Genomic DNA, 16,067 nt, shown 5'->3' on the forward strand with positions numbered 1-16,067 from the left:
GACAGGGTCCGTCTAGCATAGGGATTTCACCGCGACAACACGCTTGAGCAAGCTTCATCGCCGTGTTTTGCGAGTTATTCACGGGGCTTTCGGAGATACGGGTCCCCGGTCGGCGACAAGTTCCGCGCGCGCCGGAAGAGGCGTCAGGAGGAGATGAAGCCGAGGGCGGGGGCGAGAGCGGCGCAGGCAAGTGCAAGTTCGACGAGGAGGTAGAAGACTGCGCGGAAGCTCGCGCCGTCGGTCAGCAGCGAGACGAGCCGGCCGAAAGCGGAAAAAAGCCAGCCGGCCCCCAGCGCGAGCTGGATGAAGGGCTGGTCGAAAAGCGCCGCGCCGACGAGCCCGACGCCGAGCCAGAAGCCGGCGAGGCTCGCCCTCGCGCCGCCCAGGGCGTCGACGCTGCCGGCGCGCGGGGCGAGACCGATGGCGGACAGAATCAGCCTCGGCGCGAACAGGGCGGCGAGGCCGAGCAGAATCGCCACGACGGCGGCCGTGAAGGGGAGCCAGCCAGCGAGGGTCGTCGGAAGGGTGAAGTCCATCGGTCTTTCTCTATCGTGTTGCAGGCCGCACGGTCTTGCCGGAAAGTCGGGGCGGGGCTCGCCCGGGCGCATGCTGAAGACACCCTGCCGGGCCTTCGCGTCAAGCGATCCCGCCCGGTTCGGCTCTCTGGTACAAGGAACGGGGCCTTGGAAGGCGAGCGTCCGGCGGAGCCGTGAGGGAGAAAGGCGATGAGACGGATCGGTTGTGGACGAAACGATCGGGTCGTCCAGATATGGAGCGCGCGGAGGAGCGGAGACGGTTCGCCGCGCGCCTTCTCGCGTCGCTGCGGCCGCATCTCCTCCGATCGTCCGCCGCCGATCCCCCGAACGATCCGATCCACCCTCGGACATCCGCTCGACGAATGAACGTCTCCGAAATCCCCGACTTGGTCATCGTTCACCGCGCCGGCCACCCTGTCGCCGCGCCCTGGCCCGCCGTTCTTGCGCGCGGCTCCGGAGCCGAGGTCGTTGTGTCGGGCAGGGTCGATCGCGGGCGGGGTGCGGTTTGAGTGCTTCGCCGGAAATGCCGCGTCTTCACCTGCTGGCGGTGCCACTGGCCGCGGTCGCGCTCGTCGTTCTCGGGGCCGGCGGCGAGGCTTCCGGGCAGACGCGCCCGCCGGCGGAAAGGTCGGCGGCCTCCGGCCCTTCCGAAGCCGGCAAGGCTTATCTCGAATCGGTCGAGCGGATGCGGCTGCAGAGCGAGATCCAGTACCTTTCGCCCGACGGCAGCCTCGACGAAGCGCCAGCAGCCGAGGAGGCGCTTCCCGACATCCGACCGTCTGCGCCGCTCGAATGGGGCGCAACCACCCTGCTCGTCGTCTGCGGTCTGTTCCTCGCCGTGCTGCTCTGGCTCGGTCGCGGTCAGCTCGCCGACCTCAAGGGTCCCCGCAATCGGAAACTCGCCCACGGGTCCCCCGCCGCTGCGGGCGGGCCGGAAAGGCCGGATCTCGACCGTGATCTCATCGCCAGGCTGCGACAGGAGCGCGATCCGCGCAGCGGCCTGCGGCAGGTGCTCGAACGCTTTCTGAAGCTCGCGGCGGAAGACAACGCCATCGTCCTGAAGCGGTCGCTGACGACCCGCGAGCTGATGCAGCGCCTGCCGGGCAGTTGGGCGCATCGCGGCGAACTCGAAGTCCTGGCCGAAAACACCGAGCTGGTGCTGTTCGGCGGCCGCGACATCGGCGCCGCCGAATATCAGCGCTGCCTCGACCTCGCCGAACCGTTTCTGCGGAGGACGCGCCGATGAGCGTCGGGGCGTCCGTCCGGCCTCCGGCGAGGGGAGCGGGCCTCGGCGAAAACGCCAAGGGCGCGGGGATCCTCGCGGCCGTCGTCCTGGTCGTCGTCCTTCTCGTCGTCCTCGGAGGGCGCCGCTCGCTCGAAGACAGCGCCATCGGCTTTGCCGGGCTGGAGCACTGGCTGGCGGTGAAGGGCGTCGCGACGGTGCCCGCCATCGACGCGGCCACGGCCACGGCGACGATCCGCATCCTGCCGGTCTACGACCCCAGGCTCGCGGGCGAGGGGGCGCGGCAGGAAGACGGGGCGGAAAACGAACGCGGAGCGCTGGCGCCGCGGCCGCTTTCGAGGGCGGAGTTCGTCGAGCGGGCGAATGCGGGGCCGATGCTGGCGGTGCTGCCGAAATGGCGCGGCGGTATCGTCACCCGCGCCGCGGCGCATCCCGACCTTCTCGTGCCGGACCATGCGATGGATTTCTTCGGCGAGCGGCCGGTGGCGCGGCTGCCGCAGCGGGGCCTTGCCACCTTCGAAGTCTACGATGCCGACTACGACCAGCTCCTCGCCGAAGCGGCGACGCTCTATTCCGCGCAGGTGCTGAGCCCGGCGCTCGACGAAAGGTGCCGTCCGATCCTCGTCCTGCGGGACGAGGGCAGCCAGGACCTCGGAACGCTCCTCGCCGATTGCACCGGCACCCTCTTCGAGGGCGCGGAAAACGCGCTCTTCGTCCTGTCGGACCCGGACGTCCTCGACAATGCCGGGCTCGCCGCCGGCGACAACGCCGCGCTGGCGGTTTCCCTCGTCGAGGGGTTCGCCGGGAACGCCAAGGTCTTCGTCGAGACCGATTCGACCAGCGGGCCGGCCACGGCTGCGGCCCGGTCGGCGTTCGGCGGAGAGGATCCGCGCGAGCGCACGATCGGCGATCTCGACCGCTTCTTCGCCTATCCCTTCTCGCTGTTCTGGATCGGCGTCGTCCTCGTCACGGGCCTCGCGCTGTGGCGCGGCAGCCGGCGGTTCGGCCGCCCGCAGGAGGACGTCGAACCGGCCGAGGCCTCCAAGCGCCGGACCATCGACGCCTCGCGGCGCATCCTCATGCTTGCGAAAGCAGACGACGCGCTGGTCGAACGGCACGTCGTCGACCGCGTCGAGGCGCTCGCCAGCGCGCTTATCGGCACGGGCCGCAGGACCCACGGTCCCGGCGACGACGCCGCGGCGATCCGCCGATTCCTCTCGCGCCGGGCCCCGGAACTCGGCGAGAAATTCGCCGCGGCTCATGCTGCGGTAACGGCCTTGCGGCCCGGCGAAGGCTCCCGCTTCGACGCGCTGGCCAAATTCGAATCCGTCATTCAGGAGACATGGCATGACTTTGGACGAGCTGCGGGCCCTGCGCGACAGGATCGCCGCTGAGATCGAAAAGGCGGTGCAGGGGCAGGCCGCGGTCGTCGAGCTTCTGCTCGTCTCCCTGTTCGCGCGGGGGCACTGCCTGATCGAGGGTCCGCCGGGAACGGCGAAGACGCTGCTCGCCCAGAGCCTCGCCGCGGCGCTGTCGCTCCAGTTCAAGCGCATCCAGTTCACGCCGGATCTGATGCCCGGCGACGTCATCGGCTCGAACATCTACGATTTCGGTTCGCGGCAGTTCGAACTGGTCAAGGGACCGATCTTCACCGACATCCTCTTGTCCGACGAGATCAACCGCGCCCCGCCGAAGACCCAGGCCGCGCTTTTGCAGGTGATGAACGAGCGGCGGGTGACCATCGACGGCACCGACCATTCGGTGGGCGAGGTGTTCTTCGTCGTCGCGACGCAGAACCCGATCGAGCAGCAGGGCACCTATCCGCTGCCGGAGGCCCAGCTCGACCGGTTTCTCTTCAAGCTCGAAATCGACTTTCCGCAGGAGGAGGCGGAGCTTTCGATCCTGAGGCGCCATGCCGGCCAGCCGCTCGATCACGACGCGCGCAAGGCGGCGATCATGCCGACCGCCGGCCTCGACGACATCCGCAAAGGGCAGGAACTCGTCGACGCCATCCGCCTCGACGACGAGATCCTGCGCTATGTCCTCGCTCTCGCGCGAGCGACCCGCTCGGACGTCGACATCGCCTACGGCGTCTCGACCCGTGCGGCCGACGGGCTGTGCGGCGCCGTCCGGGCGCGGGCGGCGCTCGACGGCCGGGACTATGCGATCCCCGACGACGTCAAGCTGCTGTTCCAGCCGACGATGCGCCACCGCATCGTCCTGTCGCCGACCGCCGAGATCGAAGGCCGCAGCCCCGATTCGGTGCTTTCGGCGATCATCGAGCAGATCCCGGCGCCGCGCTGATGCGGCCCTCGCGTCGCCTGCTCGTGATTGCCAGCCTGATCGCGCTGGCATCGCTCGGCCTCGTCGTCTTCGCGGACGCCCCGGCCGTGCCGATCCAGGCGATGTGGGGCCTCGTCGCGGTTTTCGTCGCCGCCGACCTCGTGCTGACGCCCGGCCGGAAGCGCTTCGTCCTCGATTCGCCGCCGACGCGGGAGATGTTCGTCGGTGAAGCCGCCGACCTTAAATTCCGCCTGCGCCCGGCAAGCGGAGAGCGCGGGCCGCACCCGGGCTCGGCGATGGCGCGCATCGCCTGGCCGCCCGGCCTCGACGGGCCGGCGCAATTCCTGCTGGCTCCGGCGGAACGCGATTCATTGGCGACGGTGACCGTCAAGGCGGGGCGCCGCGGCCATTTCCCGATCGGCGAAGTCGCCGTCCTGCGCTCGAGCCGCTTCCGGCTGGTCGACGTCGTCGCGACCTATCCTTGCGAGACCCGGCTCGTCGTGGTGCCGAACGTCCGGGCGATCACCTCGGGCGAGATCGACGTGCAGATCGCCACCGAGACCTTCGGCAGCCGTGCGTCGCTGATGCGGGGCGAAGGCTCGGAGTTCCATCAGCTTCGCGACTTCGTCGCCGGCATGGACAGCCGCACCATCGACTACAAGCGATCGGCCCGCCACGGTGCGCTCGTCGCCCGCGAGATGCGGGCGGAGAAGAACCACAACGTCGTCCTCGCCCTCGACAACGGCCATCTGATGCGTGAGGAGATCGCCGGACTGCCGAAGATCGACCACATGATCAACGCCGCTCTGGCGCTCGGCTGGGCCGGCATCCAGGGCGGCGATCTCGTCGGGCTCTACGCCTTCGATGCCCGGCCGCGGCTCTACCTGCCGCCGCGCGGCGGGCGACACGCCTTCGCCCAGCTGCGCTCCAAGGCGGCGGAACTGTCCTATCGCTCGATCGAGACCAACCACACCCTCGCCATGACCCATCTCGGCCAGCGCCTGACGCGGCGCTGCCTCGTCGTGGTGTTTTCCGACTTCGTCGACACCACCACCGCCGAGCTTCTGGTCGAGAACGTCGAGGTATTGAACCGGCACCACGTCGTCGCCTTCGTCTCGACCCGCGATCCGATGCTTCAGGCCTATGGGCGCCGGGCCGCCACCGATCTCGGCGAAGTCGCCGCAGCCGTCGCGGCGGCGGGGCTGGAGCGCGAGCGCCGGCTGGTGCTCGACAGGCTGGCCCGGCTCGGCGTCTTCGTCGTCGACGCGGAGCCTGGCGGCATCACCGCGCGGCTCGTCTCGACCTATCTCAACATCAAGGCGCGGGAGCTGATATGAGTGCCCCCATCCGCTCGACGCGGTTTCGCGACGAACGCGAGGCCGACTGGAAACGCCTTTCGGCCATCGTCGAAGCGGCGGAAAAGCGCGGGCTGTCGCGGCTCACCTTCGACGACGCCCGGGATCTCGTGCTGCTCTACCGCCAGGCGACGAACTCGCTGTCGGTCGCCCGCGAGATCTCGCTCGACCTCGCCGTCGTGCGCTATCTCGAAAGCCTCTGCGCCCGCGCCTATCTCGTCGTCTACGCCCCGCGCGAAAGCCTGACGGGCCTCGTCTCGCGCTTCTTCGCCCGCTCCGCGCCGCAGGCGGTCCGCCGGTCGCTGCCGCCGATCGCCGCGGCCTTCGTCCTGACCGCTTTCGGCGCCGTCGCCGCCTATGTCCTGACGTCCGACGATTCCAGCTGGTTCTACGCCTTCGTGCCGGGCGATCTCGCCTCGGGGCGCGGGCCGGGCGCCAGCGCCGAGGCGCTTCGCCGGGTGATCTACGGCGAAGACGTCCAGCCGCTGGGCGAGCTCGGCGCCTTCGCCACCTATCTCTTCTCCCACAACACCAAGGTGGCGCTGTTCGCCTTCGCGCTCGGCATCGTCTTCTGCATTCCGAGCGTCATCCTCCTCCTTTACAACGGCGCGATGCTCGGCGCCTTCGTGGCCATTCACGTCGACAAGCAACTCGGGCTCGACTTCATGGGCTGGCTGACCATCCACGGCGTCACCGAGCTTTCGGCGATCATCATCGCCAGTGCCGGCGGCCTGTCGCTCGGCTACGCCATGCTGTTTCCCGGCCTGAGGAGCCGCGCGGCGGCGCTGCGCCATGCCGGACGCGATGCCGTCAAACTCGCCGTCGTCGCGGCCTTCATGCTCGTCGTCGCCGGGGCGCTCGAAGGGATCGGCCGGCAACTCGTCACCGACTTCTGGGCGCGGCTGGCGATCGGCTGGGGCGCCGGGCTCTGCTGGCTCGCCTGGTTCGCCCTCGCCGGGCGCGGCGAAGGCACGGCGTCGGCCGCCGAAGCGGAGCCGGTCTGATGGCGAGATGGCGCCGCGGCGAGCGATCGAAACCGGGCACCAAACCGCTCCGCCGGCCGGCCGAGACGAGCGTCAAGCGCCTGACGCTGTCGCCGCCCGAGGGCGTTCCCCTTCACCTCGACGTCGCCGGCCTTGCAGCGCGTTTCGGCGCCCAGTTCGTCGACTTCGTCATCACCACCGTGGCGATGATCGCCATCATCCTCGCCCTGCTCTTCGCCAATCTGGTCGGCGGCGCCGCCTTCATGGCCCTCGCGACGCTTCTCGCCCTCATCTTCGGCACGCCCTATTACGTCGTCAGCGAGCTGTTGATGAACGGCCGCACGCCCGGCAAGAAGATGCTCGGCCTGCGGGTGGTCTCGAAAGACGGCTCTGGCCTTTCCACCCATCAGATCGTCGTGCGCAATCTCACCAAGGAGGTCGAGGTGTTCCTGCCGGTCGCCTTCCTTCTCGGCGGCGGAGAGGGCTCGCTCTGGTTCGACGGCTTCATGCTCGTCTGGCTTCTCGTCGTCGTCGCGGTTCCCATCCGCAGCAAGGCCAACCAGCGGATCGGCGACCTCATCGCCGACACGGCGGTCGTCAACGAGCCGCGGCCGCTGCTTTTGCCGGACGTCGCCGAAGCGGTCGGCCGGACGGCGCGCGAGCGTTTCGTCTTTTCCACCGCCCAGCTCGAACTCTACGGTGCCTACGAGCTGCAGGTGCTCGAACGCCTCCTGCGCGGCGGCGAGGAGGGGCGGGACGGGCGCGAGAGACAGAAGGGGCTCGTGCGGATCGGCGAGCGCATCCGCGCCAAGATCGGCTACGAGGAGACGCCGCCGCCGGCCGAAGAGGAGGCCTTCCTGAAGAGCTTCTACGTCGCCCAGCGGGCCTTTCTCGAACAGAAGAAGCTGATGGGCGACGCGAGGGCGGACAAGTTCCACCGCGAAGCGGAACCCGAACCGGAGCCCCGATGAAGACGAGGACGATCGTGGCGGCGAGACGATCGCCATCCATCCCTACCGAAGAACCGAGCTGAAAGGACATCAGATGACGGCCACGGACATCGCCACCACCTTGCCGAAACCGCGCTTCGGCGTCGGCGCCAGACTGGGCGACGCGCTTCAGATCTTCTCCAGCCGCTTCGCCCTGTTCGGCCTGATCGGCGTGGTCGCCGGTCTCCTGATGCAGCTGCCGAGCTACCTCGCCGTCGGCGCCGTCACCTTCGAAACCCAGTCGCAGCAGGAGACGCAGGCCTTCATCGCGGAAAATCCGCTGCTCTATGTCGGCGCCGTCGTGGTCGCGCCGATCCTGATCTATTCGTTGCTGACGGCCGTTCTCGTCCTCGCCGCCTATGACGCGAAGGCGGGACGGGAGGCGGCCGTCGGCGCCTATGTGGGCACCGCGCTCAGACAGATCCTGCCGCTCGTTCTCCTGTCCATCGCGGCCTGGCTGCTCATCGGCCTCGGCTTCGCGCTTCTGATCGTTCCGGGGCTCTGGCTGCTCGGCGTCCTCGCGGTCTACGTCCCGGCGATCGTCGTCGAGGGCGCCGGGTTCAGCGCGCTCGCCCGCAGCGCGCGCCTGACCAAGGGCTATCGCTGGCCGCTCGTCGGCTTCATGATCCTCGTCTACGTCGTGTTCTATGTGGTCGGATTCGCCATCGGCATCGTCGGCGGGTTCCTCGTCGGCATCTCGCCGATCCTGTTCCTCGCCCTGCAGGGGATCGTCACCGGCCTTGCCGCCGCCTTCGCCTCGATCGCCGTGGCCGTCGCCTATGCGAGGCTCCGCGAGATGAAGGACGGCGTCGGCATCTCCGATCTCGCCGACGTCTTCGCATGAGGCGCGCGATCCCGGAGGGCCCGATGCGGCGGGCGAGCCCGTGCCCGCCGCACGGGACCCTCCGGGCGACCGGCCTTCGGCCTCGTCCCGTCGCTTCACAGCAGCAGCAGGCGATCCTTCAGAGGGCTGAACGTCATGCGATGGAGCGGCGAGGGGCCGTGGACCTCGATGGCGGCGAGATGGGCCGCCGTGCCGTATCCCATATGCCGGGAAAAGCCGTAGCCGGGAAACGCCAGACAAGCCCGGCGCATCATCCGGTCGCGCACCACTTTGGCGACGATCGAGGCGGCGGCGATCGACAGGCAGGTAGCGTCCCCGCCGACCACCGCCGCGGCCTGGCAGGCGCAGCCGGGCGGCACGTCGCGGCCGTCGACCAGCACGTATTGCGGCGAAACGCCGAGGGCGGCGACCGCCCGGCGCATGGCGATCAGCGTCGCGCCGCGAATGTTGAAGCGGTCGATCTCGGCGGCGCTGGCCGAGGCTGAGGCAACGATCGCCCTCGCGACGATCTCGGCGAACAGCTCTTCCCTTCGTTCGGCGGTGAGCGCCTTCGAATCGTCGAGGCCGTCGGGGATGTCCTCGGGGTCGAGGATGACGGCGGCGGCCGTCACCGGCCCCGCGAGCGGTCCGCGCCCCGCCTCGTCGACGCCGGCGACGAAGCGCCGGCCGAGTGCGATGAGCTGGCGCTCGCGGGAAAAGTCCGGGCCGGGCCGGGGTACGGAGCCCTTGTCGCCGGGCGCCCGACCTGCCGGCTTCCTGGCCGTCCGGGGCCTTTCGGTGCCGGACTTCGCGGCGGCGGGCTTTGCTGCGCGGGTCTTGGCGGCGGTTCGCGTGTTCGCGCCGCGCCGGCCCGTCGCCCGCTGGGCGTCCGCATCGTCGGTGAGGGCAGGAGAATCGGAGGAATGCGCGGTCATCGTGCGGCGGAGACTCGCGCATCCTCCGATCCCATGCAAGGTCCACTTTCGCGCGCCGGGCGCCTCGGGGGAAGCGCCGGGTTCGGGTGGACCCGTCGGCGGCTGGAACGCCGCCGGTCCGCCGGCCGGGGATGATGCGGCAGCCCCTGCCGGCTTGACTTGACGTCTTCTACAACAGCGCGAGCTGGACGCCGGCGCTCTTCGGCGGCGTGAAGAGGTCGGTCCTCAGCTTGACCCGGTCGGCGTTGAGATCGAGGCGCCGTGCGGCCATCTCGAAGCGACGGCGGATCTGGAAGGCGTAAGGCCCCGAGCCGCGCATCCGCTTGCCCCATTCGGCGTCGTAGTCCTTGCCGTCGCGCATCGAGCGCAGGAGCGAGAGGACGTGGCGATAGCGGTCCGGGTAATGGCGCAGCAGCCAGTCCTTGAAGAGCGGTGCCACCTCCAGCGGCAGGCGAAGCAGCACGTAGCCGGCCTCCTTCGCACCCGCCGTGACGCCGGCTTCGAGCAGGCGCTCGATCTCGCTGTCGTTGAGCCCCGGAATGATCGGCGCCGTCATGATCATCGCCGGAATGCCGGCTTCGGCGAGAGCCCTGATGGCTTCGAGACGCCGCGGCGGCGTCGCCGCCCGCGGCTCCATCGCCCTCGCCAGCGTCCGGTCGAGGGTGGTGACCGACAGCGCCACCTTGGCGAGGCCCTTCGCCGCCATGCGCGACAGAATGTCGATGTCGCGCATGACCAGCGCCGATTTCGTCACGATCCCGACGGGATGGTTCGCCGCCTCCAGGACCTCGAGGATCTCGCGCATGATGCGCCGATCCTTCTCGATCGGCTGATAGGGATCGGTGTTGGTGCCGATGGCGATCGACTTCACCTCGTAGCCGGGCTTCGCCAGCTCGCGCTCCAGAAGCTCGGCGGCATTCGGCTTGGCGAAGAGCCGCGTCTCGAAGTCGAGGCCGGGCGACATCCCCATATAGGCGTGGGTCGGCCGGGCGAAGCAGTAGACGCAGCCGTGCTCGCAGCCGCGATAGGGATTGATCGAGCGGTCGAAGGAAATGTCCGGCGACGAATTGCGGGTGATGATCGTCTTCGGCTTTTCCACCTGCACCTCGGTCTTCAGCGCCGGCAGGCCTTCGAGCGTGTCCCAGCCGTCGTCGAAGCTCGATCGGGCGAAGGGCTCGTAGCGGCCGGACGGATTGACCCCGGCGCCGCGCCCCCGCCGGAGTTCGGCCGGCAGCCGGAGATTGGCGCCGTCGACGATGTGGTTGGCGACTTCGACGCCGTTCGCGCCGGCAAACGCCGCGCGGTCGGCCGCGATGATCTGCTGCATGTTTCCGCCTCCTGGCACGAGCCTCGGATACCGTGAACAAACAGCTAACGCCAAAGCGCGAACAATACAAGAACAAAATGCGATCGGGGTTGGCGAGACCGCGCGATTGCGGTTATGCGAGAGGAATGCTGAGCGTTTTCATCGACTGCGGGCCGGACGACCACAAGCTGGCCTCGACACTGGGAAGTCTCGTGCCGGGGGCGGTCGAGGGGATCGTCCGCGAGGTCGTGCTGGTCGACCGCGGCATGGGGGCGGATGCGCGCAAGGTCGCCGAGCACACCGGCTGCCGGGTCATCGCGCCGGAGGCGTTGCGCGACGCGATCCGGACGGCCAAGGGCGACTGGCTGCTGCTGCTCGAGCCCGGCGCCCGGCTCGTTTCCGGATGGATCCCGGCGGTGGTCGAGCATGTCGAGCGGGTCCAGGAGGGGCGGGCGAAGATGCCATCGGCCCGGTTTCGCCGGGCGGCGATCGACCGGCCGCGTTTCCTGCAGCGCCTTCGCGAAATCAGGACGGCGCTGGCGGAAGGGTTCCTGGTCGCGAAGACCCAGGCGATCGGCCTGGCGGGGCTTGGCGCCTCGGTGCCGACGCTCGAGGGCATGGCGAGGGGCGTCGCGGTGACGCGGCTCGACGCCGAGATCCGGCCGACCCATCGCGGCTGAGCCGCCGAGCGTCCGTCCGGCGCGCGGTTTCCTCAGTTGCGGCCTTTCGCGGCCACGAGACAGGCGCCCAGCCGCTTGGCCGCCCGCAGCGCTTCGTCGCCGTTCAGCGTCCAGCTTTGGGTGAGCCCCTCGAGGATGAGGGTCAACTCGGCCTCGCATCCGCGAAGATCGGCCGCCGCGGCCGTGCGCCGGGCGACCTCCTCCTTGTGACGTTCCAGAAGCTCCCGGAGTGCGGCGCTGTCCGGCACGGCCGCGACGGCGCCGTGGAAGAGGCAGCCATGGCTCGCTTCCGTCCGCATCCAGCCCGCGACCCGTTCGAAGACCGCGTCCAGCGCCTCGCGCGGATCGGCGGGCAGCCCGTCGAGGAGACGCTGCACATAGCGGCGGTGGCGATGCTCCAGCGCGCCGAGGATCATCGCTTCGCGCGACGGGTAATATTTGTAGAGGGTCCGCAGACTGACGCCGGCGGCGGCGCGCAGATCGTCGACGCCCGGCCTGGCAAAGCCCTGGCATACGAAAGCCCGTTCGAGGCCGGTGACGATGGCAGTCCTGGTCGAATCGCTCATGGTTGACGAAGTAGAACGCTCGCTTTACCTGTTCAAGTAGAGCGATCGTTTTACAAGAGGAGCGTCACGATGATCGAACGACCCGGCACCATGAGCGGCGTGGTCTTGACCGGCCATGGCGGCCTCGACCGTCTCGAATGGCGCGACGACCTGCCGAAACCGATCCCGGGGCGGGGCGAGGTGCTGATCCGGGTGCTGGCCTCGGCGGTCAACAACACCGACATCAACACCCGGATCGGCTGGTATTCCAAGGCGGTCCGCGGCGACACCGAGGCGGCGGTCGCGTCGGCCGGCGAGGACGGGGCGGCAAGCGGCAGTTGGACGGGCGCGCCGCTGGCCTTTCCGCTCGTCCAGGGTGCCGACTGCTGCGGCGAGATCGTCCAAGTGGGCGAGGGGGTCGATCGAACCCGGCTCGGCGAGCGCGTCCTCGTGCGGGCGCTGCAGTCCGTGGTCGGAGACGACGGACGCCCGCGCACGATCACCTTCGGCTCGGAACATGACGGGGCGTTCGCGCAATTCACGCTCGCCGCGTCGAGCGACGCGGTCGCCGTTTCGTCGGATCTTTCGGACGTCGAGCTGGCGAGCTTCCCCTGCGCCTTCTCGACGGCGGAGGGCATGGTCCAGCGGTCGCGGCTCGGTGCCGAGCGCGTCCTCGTGACCGGCGCGTCGGGCGGCGTCGGCTCGGCGGCGATCCAGCTCGCCAAGCGCCGCGGTGCCCATGTCACCGCGCTGACGAGTGCGGACAAGGCCGAGGAGCTGCGCCGGATCGGAGCGGACGACATCCTGAATCGCCACGAGCCCTTCCCGGACGATGCCTTCGACGTGGTGCTCGATCTCGTCGGTGGGCCGCGCTGGCCGGAACTTCTCGGCAGCCTCGAGTCCTTCGGCCGCTACGTCGCCGCCGGGGCGATCGCCGGCCCGATCGTCGAACTCGACCTGCGCACGCTCTATCTCAAGGACCTGTCGCTTCTCGGAAGCACGAACCAGCCGGAGAACGTCTTCACCGATCTCGTCCGATACATCGAGGCGGGCGAGATCCGGCCGACCGTGGCGAAGTCCTACCCGCTGCGCGACATACGGGCGGCGCAGACGGCCTTTTTGGAGAAGCGCCACGTCGGCAAGATCGGCCTCGTCGTCGCGGACGGATAGGGTAGCCTCTCCCGTCGCAACGAAAAGCCCGCGGCGATCGCTCGCCGCGAGCTCGTTCATGTCCGGTCGGCTGCCGGCGGAGCGGTGCCCGCCGGCGGGCCGAGATCTTACTCGTCGTCGCCGCGGTTCTTCAGAGCGGCGCCGAGAATGTCGCCGAGCGAAGCGCCCGAGTCCTGCGACCCGTACTGCTGCACGGCTTCCTTCTCTTCGGCGATCTGCAGCGCCTTGATCGACACGCCGACCTTGCGGGCCTTCTTGTCGAACTGGGTGACGCGGGCATCGACCTTCTGGCCGACCTGGAAGCGCTCGGGACGCTGCTCGTCGCGGTCGCGGGCGAGATCGGAGCGGCGGATGAAGGCGGTGAGGTCGGTATCGACCAGCTTCACCTCGATGCCGCCGTCCTTGATCTCGGTGACCTCGCAGGTGACCACCGAGCCGCGGCGGATTTCGCCGGCCTCGGCCGCGTCGACGAAGGGATCGCCGGCGACCTGCTTCATGCCGAGCGAGATGCGCTCCTTGTCGACGTCGATGTCGAGAACCTGGGCCTTGACCATGTCGCCCTTGTTGAATTCCTCGATCACCTGCTCGCCCGGACGGTTCCAGTCGAGGTCGGAAAGGTGGACCATGCCGTCCACGTCGCCTTCCAGGCCGATGAACAGGCCGAACTCGGTCTTGTTCTTGACCTCGCCCTCGACCTGGGTGCCGATCGGGAACTTGTCGCGGAAGGCTTCCCACGGATTCTGCAGGGTCTGCTTGAGACCGAGCGAGATGCGCCGCTTGTTCGGGTCGACCTCGAGAACCACGACCTCGACCTCCTGGGAGGTGGCGAGGATCTTGCCCGGATGGACGTTCTTCTTCGTCCAGGACATTTCCGAAACGTGGATGAGGCCCTCGATCCCCGGCTCCAGCTCGACGAAGGCGCCGTAGTCGGTGATGTTGGTGACGCGGCCGGTGACCTTGACGCCCATCGGGTACTTGACGCCGATGCCGTCCCAGGGATCCGCCTCGAGCTGCTTCATGCCGAGCGAGATGCGGTGGGTTTCCTGGTTGATCCGGATGATCTGGACCTTCACGGTCTGGCCGATCTGCAGGATCTCGGTCGGGTGGTTGACGCGGCGCCAGGCCATGTCGGTGACGTGCAGCAGGCCGTCGATGCCACCGAGGTCGACGAAGGCGCCGTAGTCGGTGATGTTCTTGACGATACCCTCGACGACCTGACCCTCTTCGAGGTTCTGGACGATCTCGGAGCGCTGCTCGGCACGGCTCTCTTCGAGGACGGTGCGGCGCGAAACGACGATGTTGCCGCGGCGCTTGTCCATCTTGAGGATCTGGAAGGGCTGCGGCGTGTTCATCAGCGGCGTGACGTCGCGGATCGGCCGGATGTCGACCTGCGAACGCGGCAGGAAGGCGACGGCGCCGTCGAGATCGACGGTGAAGCCGCCCTTGACCTGGTTGAAGATCTGGCCTTCGACCTTCTCGCCGGCCTCGAACTGCTTCTCGAGCTTGACCCAGCTCTCTTCGCGGCGCGCCTTGTCGCGCGACAGGACGGCTTCGCCCAGCGCGTTCTCGATGCGCTCGACATAGATCTCGACGGTATCGCCGATCTTCAGCTCGCCGTCCTTGCCCTTGGCGCCGAATTCCTTCAGCGGCACGCGGCCTTCGACCTTCAGGCCGGCATCGATGACGGCCATGTCCTTTTCGATCGCGACGACGGTGCCCTTGACCACCATGCCTTCGGCAACGTCCTGCTCGTGAAAGGAGGCTTCGAGCAGCGAAGCGAAGTCTTCGCGCGAGGGATTGAGGTTAGACATTCGTTCTCCTTGGGGACCCTTCCTCACGCGTCTCGTCGGGAAGGGCATGCGCCTCGGGGTATCCGCCCCGCGCGGGTTCATCGTTGACGGATCGTCCCTTCCAGGCTCACGGTTTCGACGACCGATCGTCTGAAACCCCCAGGGTGGCCCGGCCGCGACTGCGTGGCGGTGGGCGCAAAGCTGGCCGGCGCTCGAAAAGCCTGGACCGGACGAATTTTTTCAGCCCGGCCGCGTCGGGCGGGATAGCCCACCCTGCATAGCCGAAAAGGGCACGCCTCCCTATAGGATGCGGCCCCTCAATGCTGGTCCAGCGTCGCCAGTGCGCGATCGACGACCTCGCAGGCGGCACGGAATGCGCCATCTATATCCAAATGGCTGGTATCCAGCAAGTGGGCGTCGACGGCCGGCTTGAGCGGCGCGACGTTGCGGCCGGAATCACGCTCGTCGCGGGCGCGGACTTCGGCGAGGATCCGGTCGTAGTCGACGTCCTTGCGACCATGGGCGAGAAGTTCGTCGGTGCGGCGGCGGGCCCGGACTTCCGCCGAGGCGGTGACGAAGATCTTCACCCGGGCGTTCGGACAGATCACCGTCCCGATGTCACGCCCGTCGAGGACGGCGCCTTCCGGGCGGGCCGCGAAGCCGCGCTGGAAGGCGACGAGCGCCTCGCGGACCGGCGCATGCACGGCGACGCGGGAGGCGATCTCGCCGGCTTCGTGGCCGCGCAGCGTCGGATCGTTCAGATGGGAGACGTCGAGCTGGCGGGCGAACAGGCCGGCCGCATCCGCATCGTCCGGATCGGCGCCGGCATCGGCGATCTGGCGGCCGACGGCCCGGTAGATCAGCCCGGTGTCGAGATAGGGCAGGCGGTAGTGCTCCGCCACGCGCTTTGCCAGCGTTCCCTTGCCGGCGGCCGCCGGCCCGTCGATGGCGATGGTCAGCGGCGGGGTCATGAGACGGGCTCTACGGTTTGTTCCTGCGGCGGTTCAATCCTGATTCTGCCCAAGCCATTCAGAATGAGAAGGGCAGCTGCGTAGACGCTGCCGAGAACATAGGGAATAGCGACGAAAAACAGGACGATCGAACTAACGCCGATCCATGCCAGAATCGAAATCACGAGTTCGGCTACCCCGCCATGATCGCTTGCCGCGATGGCATCTCCGCCCGCTATATCGGCTCCCGTAACGAAATTCGCTTCCGCTCGGCTGCCGGCCGCATAGCCCTGGACGAATTCGAAGACTGCAATCGGCATCGAAACGGCGACAACCGCGGGTACCACCAACAGCCTCAGCAGCTTCTGCGACAGCCTGCCCGTCCGCGTCGAGATGACATAGGCTCGGCGCCTGCCGTAGATGACCGCCATCGGCGCGAAAAAGCACAGCAGGACGACGATCAACGACATCGAAGTGGC

The 16,067-nt window shown here is 68.6% G+C and carries 16 protein-coding genes; 9 read left to right on the forward strand and 7 right to left on the reverse strand.

Going from position 1 to position 16,067, the window contains the following annotated elements:
• Positions 1 to 143: 143 nt before the first annotated feature.
• Entirely contained in the window at positions 144 to 536 is a 393-nt protein-coding gene (locus LZD57_RS14910) for an AGROH133_08824 family phage infection protein (protein ID WP_233720274.1), read from the reverse strand.
• Between the two features lie 523 nt (positions 537 to 1,059).
• Between LZD57_RS14910 and LZD57_RS14915 the strand changes: the two genes are divergently transcribed.
• From LZD57_RS14915 to LZD57_RS14945, 7 genes are all read left to right on the forward strand, one after another.
• Complete coding sequence (locus LZD57_RS14915; RefSeq protein WP_233720275.1) at positions 1,060 to 1,782, forward strand: DUF4129 domain-containing protein; 723 nt, start codon at positions 1,060 to 1,062, stop codon at positions 1,780 to 1,782.
• Positions 1,779 to 3,173 (forward strand): hypothetical protein, encoded by a 1,395-nt coding sequence (locus tag LZD57_RS14920; protein WP_233720276.1) that lies wholly within the window; start codon positions 1,779 to 1,781, stop codon positions 3,171 to 3,173. The genes LZD57_RS14915 and LZD57_RS14920 overlap by 4 nt, the downstream gene beginning before the upstream one ends.
• On the forward strand, positions 3,127 to 4,083 hold the full coding sequence (locus LZD57_RS14925) for an AAA family ATPase (RefSeq protein WP_233720277.1): 957 nt from the start codon (positions 3,127 to 3,129) through the stop codon (positions 4,081 to 4,083). The genes LZD57_RS14920 and LZD57_RS14925 overlap by 47 nt, the downstream gene beginning before the upstream one ends.
• Positions 4,083 to 5,399, forward strand: coding sequence for a DUF58 domain-containing protein (locus LZD57_RS14930; protein ID WP_233720278.1), 1,317 nt, complete (start codon positions 4,083 to 4,085; stop codon positions 5,397 to 5,399). The genes LZD57_RS14925 and LZD57_RS14930 overlap by 1 nt, the downstream gene beginning before the upstream one ends.
• The gene (locus LZD57_RS14935) at positions 5,396 to 6,421 is read left to right on the forward strand and encodes a stage II sporulation protein M (RefSeq protein WP_233720279.1); all 1,026 of its coding nucleotides are present in this window, start codon (positions 5,396 to 5,398) and stop codon (positions 6,419 to 6,421) included. The genes LZD57_RS14930 and LZD57_RS14935 overlap by 4 nt, the downstream gene beginning before the upstream one ends.
• A complete protein-coding gene (locus LZD57_RS14940; protein ID WP_233720280.1) occupies positions 6,421 to 7,371 on the forward strand; it encodes an RDD family protein in 951 nt (316 codons plus the stop codon). The genes LZD57_RS14935 and LZD57_RS14940 overlap by 1 nt, the downstream gene beginning before the upstream one ends.
• A gap of 73 nt (positions 7,372 to 7,444) precedes the next feature.
• The gene (locus tag LZD57_RS14945; RefSeq protein ID WP_233720281.1) at positions 7,445 to 8,233 is read left to right on the forward strand and encodes a hypothetical protein; all 789 of its coding nucleotides are present in this window, start codon (positions 7,445 to 7,447) and stop codon (positions 8,231 to 8,233) included.
• 95 nt (positions 8,234 to 8,328) lie between these two features.
• Here the strand turns inward: LZD57_RS14945 and LZD57_RS14950 are convergent, their stop codons facing one another.
• Positions 8,329 to 9,147, reverse strand: coding sequence for a ribonuclease HII (locus tag LZD57_RS14950; protein ID WP_255699972.1), 819 nt, complete (start codon positions 9,145 to 9,147; stop codon positions 8,329 to 8,331).
• 169 nt (positions 9,148 to 9,316) lie between these two features.
• A complete protein-coding gene (locus LZD57_RS14955) occupies positions 9,317 to 10,474 on the reverse strand; it encodes a PA0069 family radical SAM protein (RefSeq protein WP_233720282.1) in 1,158 nt (385 codons plus the stop codon).
• A gap of 125 nt (positions 10,475 to 10,599) precedes the next feature.
• Here LZD57_RS14955 and LZD57_RS14960 point away from each other — a divergent pair, with 125 nt between their 5' ends.
• Positions 10,600 to 11,133, forward strand: coding sequence for a glycosyl transferase family 2 (locus tag LZD57_RS14960; protein WP_233720283.1), 534 nt, complete (start codon positions 10,600 to 10,602; stop codon positions 11,131 to 11,133).
• Positions 11,134 to 11,165: 32 nt separating this feature from the next.
• On the opposite strand, the gene LZD57_RS14965 is transcribed toward LZD57_RS14960, so the two are convergent.
• On the reverse strand, positions 11,166 to 11,699 hold the full coding sequence (locus tag LZD57_RS14965; RefSeq protein WP_233720284.1) for a TetR/AcrR family transcriptional regulator: 534 nt from the start codon (positions 11,697 to 11,699) through the stop codon (positions 11,166 to 11,168).
• 69 nt (positions 11,700 to 11,768) lie between these two features.
• On the opposite strand from LZD57_RS14965, the gene LZD57_RS14970 reads away from it, so the two are divergent.
• A complete protein-coding gene (locus tag LZD57_RS14970; protein ID WP_233720285.1) occupies positions 11,769 to 12,848 on the forward strand; it encodes an alcohol dehydrogenase family protein in 1,080 nt (359 codons plus the stop codon).
• Between the two features lie 107 nt (positions 12,849 to 12,955).
• On the opposite strand, the gene rpsA is transcribed toward LZD57_RS14970, so the two are convergent.
• From rpsA to LZD57_RS14985, 3 genes are all read right to left on the reverse strand, one after another.
• Complete coding sequence (rpsA, locus tag LZD57_RS14975; RefSeq protein WP_233720286.1) at positions 12,956 to 14,659, reverse strand: 30S ribosomal protein S1; 1,704 nt, start codon at positions 14,657 to 14,659, stop codon at positions 12,956 to 12,958.
• 296 nt (positions 14,660 to 14,955) lie between these two features.
• The gene (cmk, locus tag LZD57_RS14980; RefSeq protein ID WP_233720287.1) at positions 14,956 to 15,609 is read right to left on the reverse strand and encodes a (d)CMP kinase; all 654 of its coding nucleotides are present in this window, start codon (positions 15,607 to 15,609) and stop codon (positions 14,956 to 14,958) included.
• A complete protein-coding gene (locus LZD57_RS14985; protein WP_233720288.1) occupies positions 15,606 to 16,058 on the reverse strand; it encodes a hypothetical protein in 453 nt (150 codons plus the stop codon). The genes cmk and LZD57_RS14985 overlap by 4 nt, the downstream gene beginning before the upstream one ends.
• Between the last annotated feature and the right edge of the window lie 9 nt (positions 16,059 to 16,067).

Source organism: Jiella avicenniae, assembly GCF_021390325.1.
Lineage (GTDB): Bacteria > Pseudomonadota > Alphaproteobacteria > Rhizobiales > Rhizobiaceae > Jiella > Jiella avicenniae.

Coding starts and splice junctions, on each gene's coding strand:
- LZD57_RS14945 (WP_233720281.1), top strand. CDS start 7,445: ATGACGGCCACGGACATCGCCACCACCTTGCCGAAACCGCGCTTCGGC.
- LZD57_RS14910 (WP_233720274.1), bottom strand. CDS start 536: ATGGACTTCACCCTTCCGACGACCCTCGCTGGCTGGCTCCCCTTCACG.
- LZD57_RS14950 (WP_255699972.1), bottom strand. CDS start 9,147: ATGACCGCGCATTCCTCCGATTCTCCTGCCCTCACCGACGATGCGGAC.
- cmk (WP_233720287.1), bottom strand. CDS start 15,609: ATGACCCCGCCGCTGACCATCGCCATCGACGGGCCGGCGGCCGCCGGC.
- LZD57_RS14925 (WP_233720277.1), top strand. CDS start 3,127: ATGACTTTGGACGAGCTGCGGGCCCTGCGCGACAGGATCGCCGCTGAG.
- LZD57_RS14920 (WP_233720276.1), top strand. CDS start 1,779: ATGAGCGTCGGGGCGTCCGTCCGGCCTCCGGCGAGGGGAGCGGGCCTC.
- LZD57_RS14970 (WP_233720285.1), top strand. CDS start 11,769: ATGATCGAACGACCCGGCACCATGAGCGGCGTGGTCTTGACCGGCCAT.
- LZD57_RS14940 (WP_233720280.1), top strand. CDS start 6,421: ATGGCGAGATGGCGCCGCGGCGAGCGATCGAAACCGGGCACCAAACCG.
- LZD57_RS14935 (WP_233720279.1), top strand. CDS start 5,396: ATGAGTGCCCCCATCCGCTCGACGCGGTTTCGCGACGAACGCGAGGCC.
- LZD57_RS14955 (WP_233720282.1), bottom strand. CDS start 10,474: ATGCAGCAGATCATCGCGGCCGACCGCGCGGCGTTTGCCGGCGCGAAC.
- LZD57_RS14985 (WP_233720288.1), bottom strand. CDS start 16,058: ATGTCGTTGATCGTCGTCCTGCTGTGCTTTTTCGCGCCGATGGCGGTC.
- LZD57_RS14965 (WP_233720284.1), bottom strand. CDS start 11,699: ATGAGCGATTCGACCAGGACTGCCATCGTCACCGGCCTCGAACGGGCT.
- LZD57_RS14960 (WP_233720283.1), top strand. CDS start 10,600: ATGCTGAGCGTTTTCATCGACTGCGGGCCGGACGACCACAAGCTGGCC.
- LZD57_RS14915 (WP_233720275.1), top strand. CDS start 1,060: ATGCCGCGTCTTCACCTGCTGGCGGTGCCACTGGCCGCGGTCGCGCTC.
- LZD57_RS14930 (WP_233720278.1), top strand. CDS start 4,083: ATGCGGCCCTCGCGTCGCCTGCTCGTGATTGCCAGCCTGATCGCGCTG.
- rpsA (WP_233720286.1), bottom strand. CDS start 14,659: ATGTCTAACCTCAATCCCTCGCGCGAAGACTTCGCTTCGCTGCTCGAA.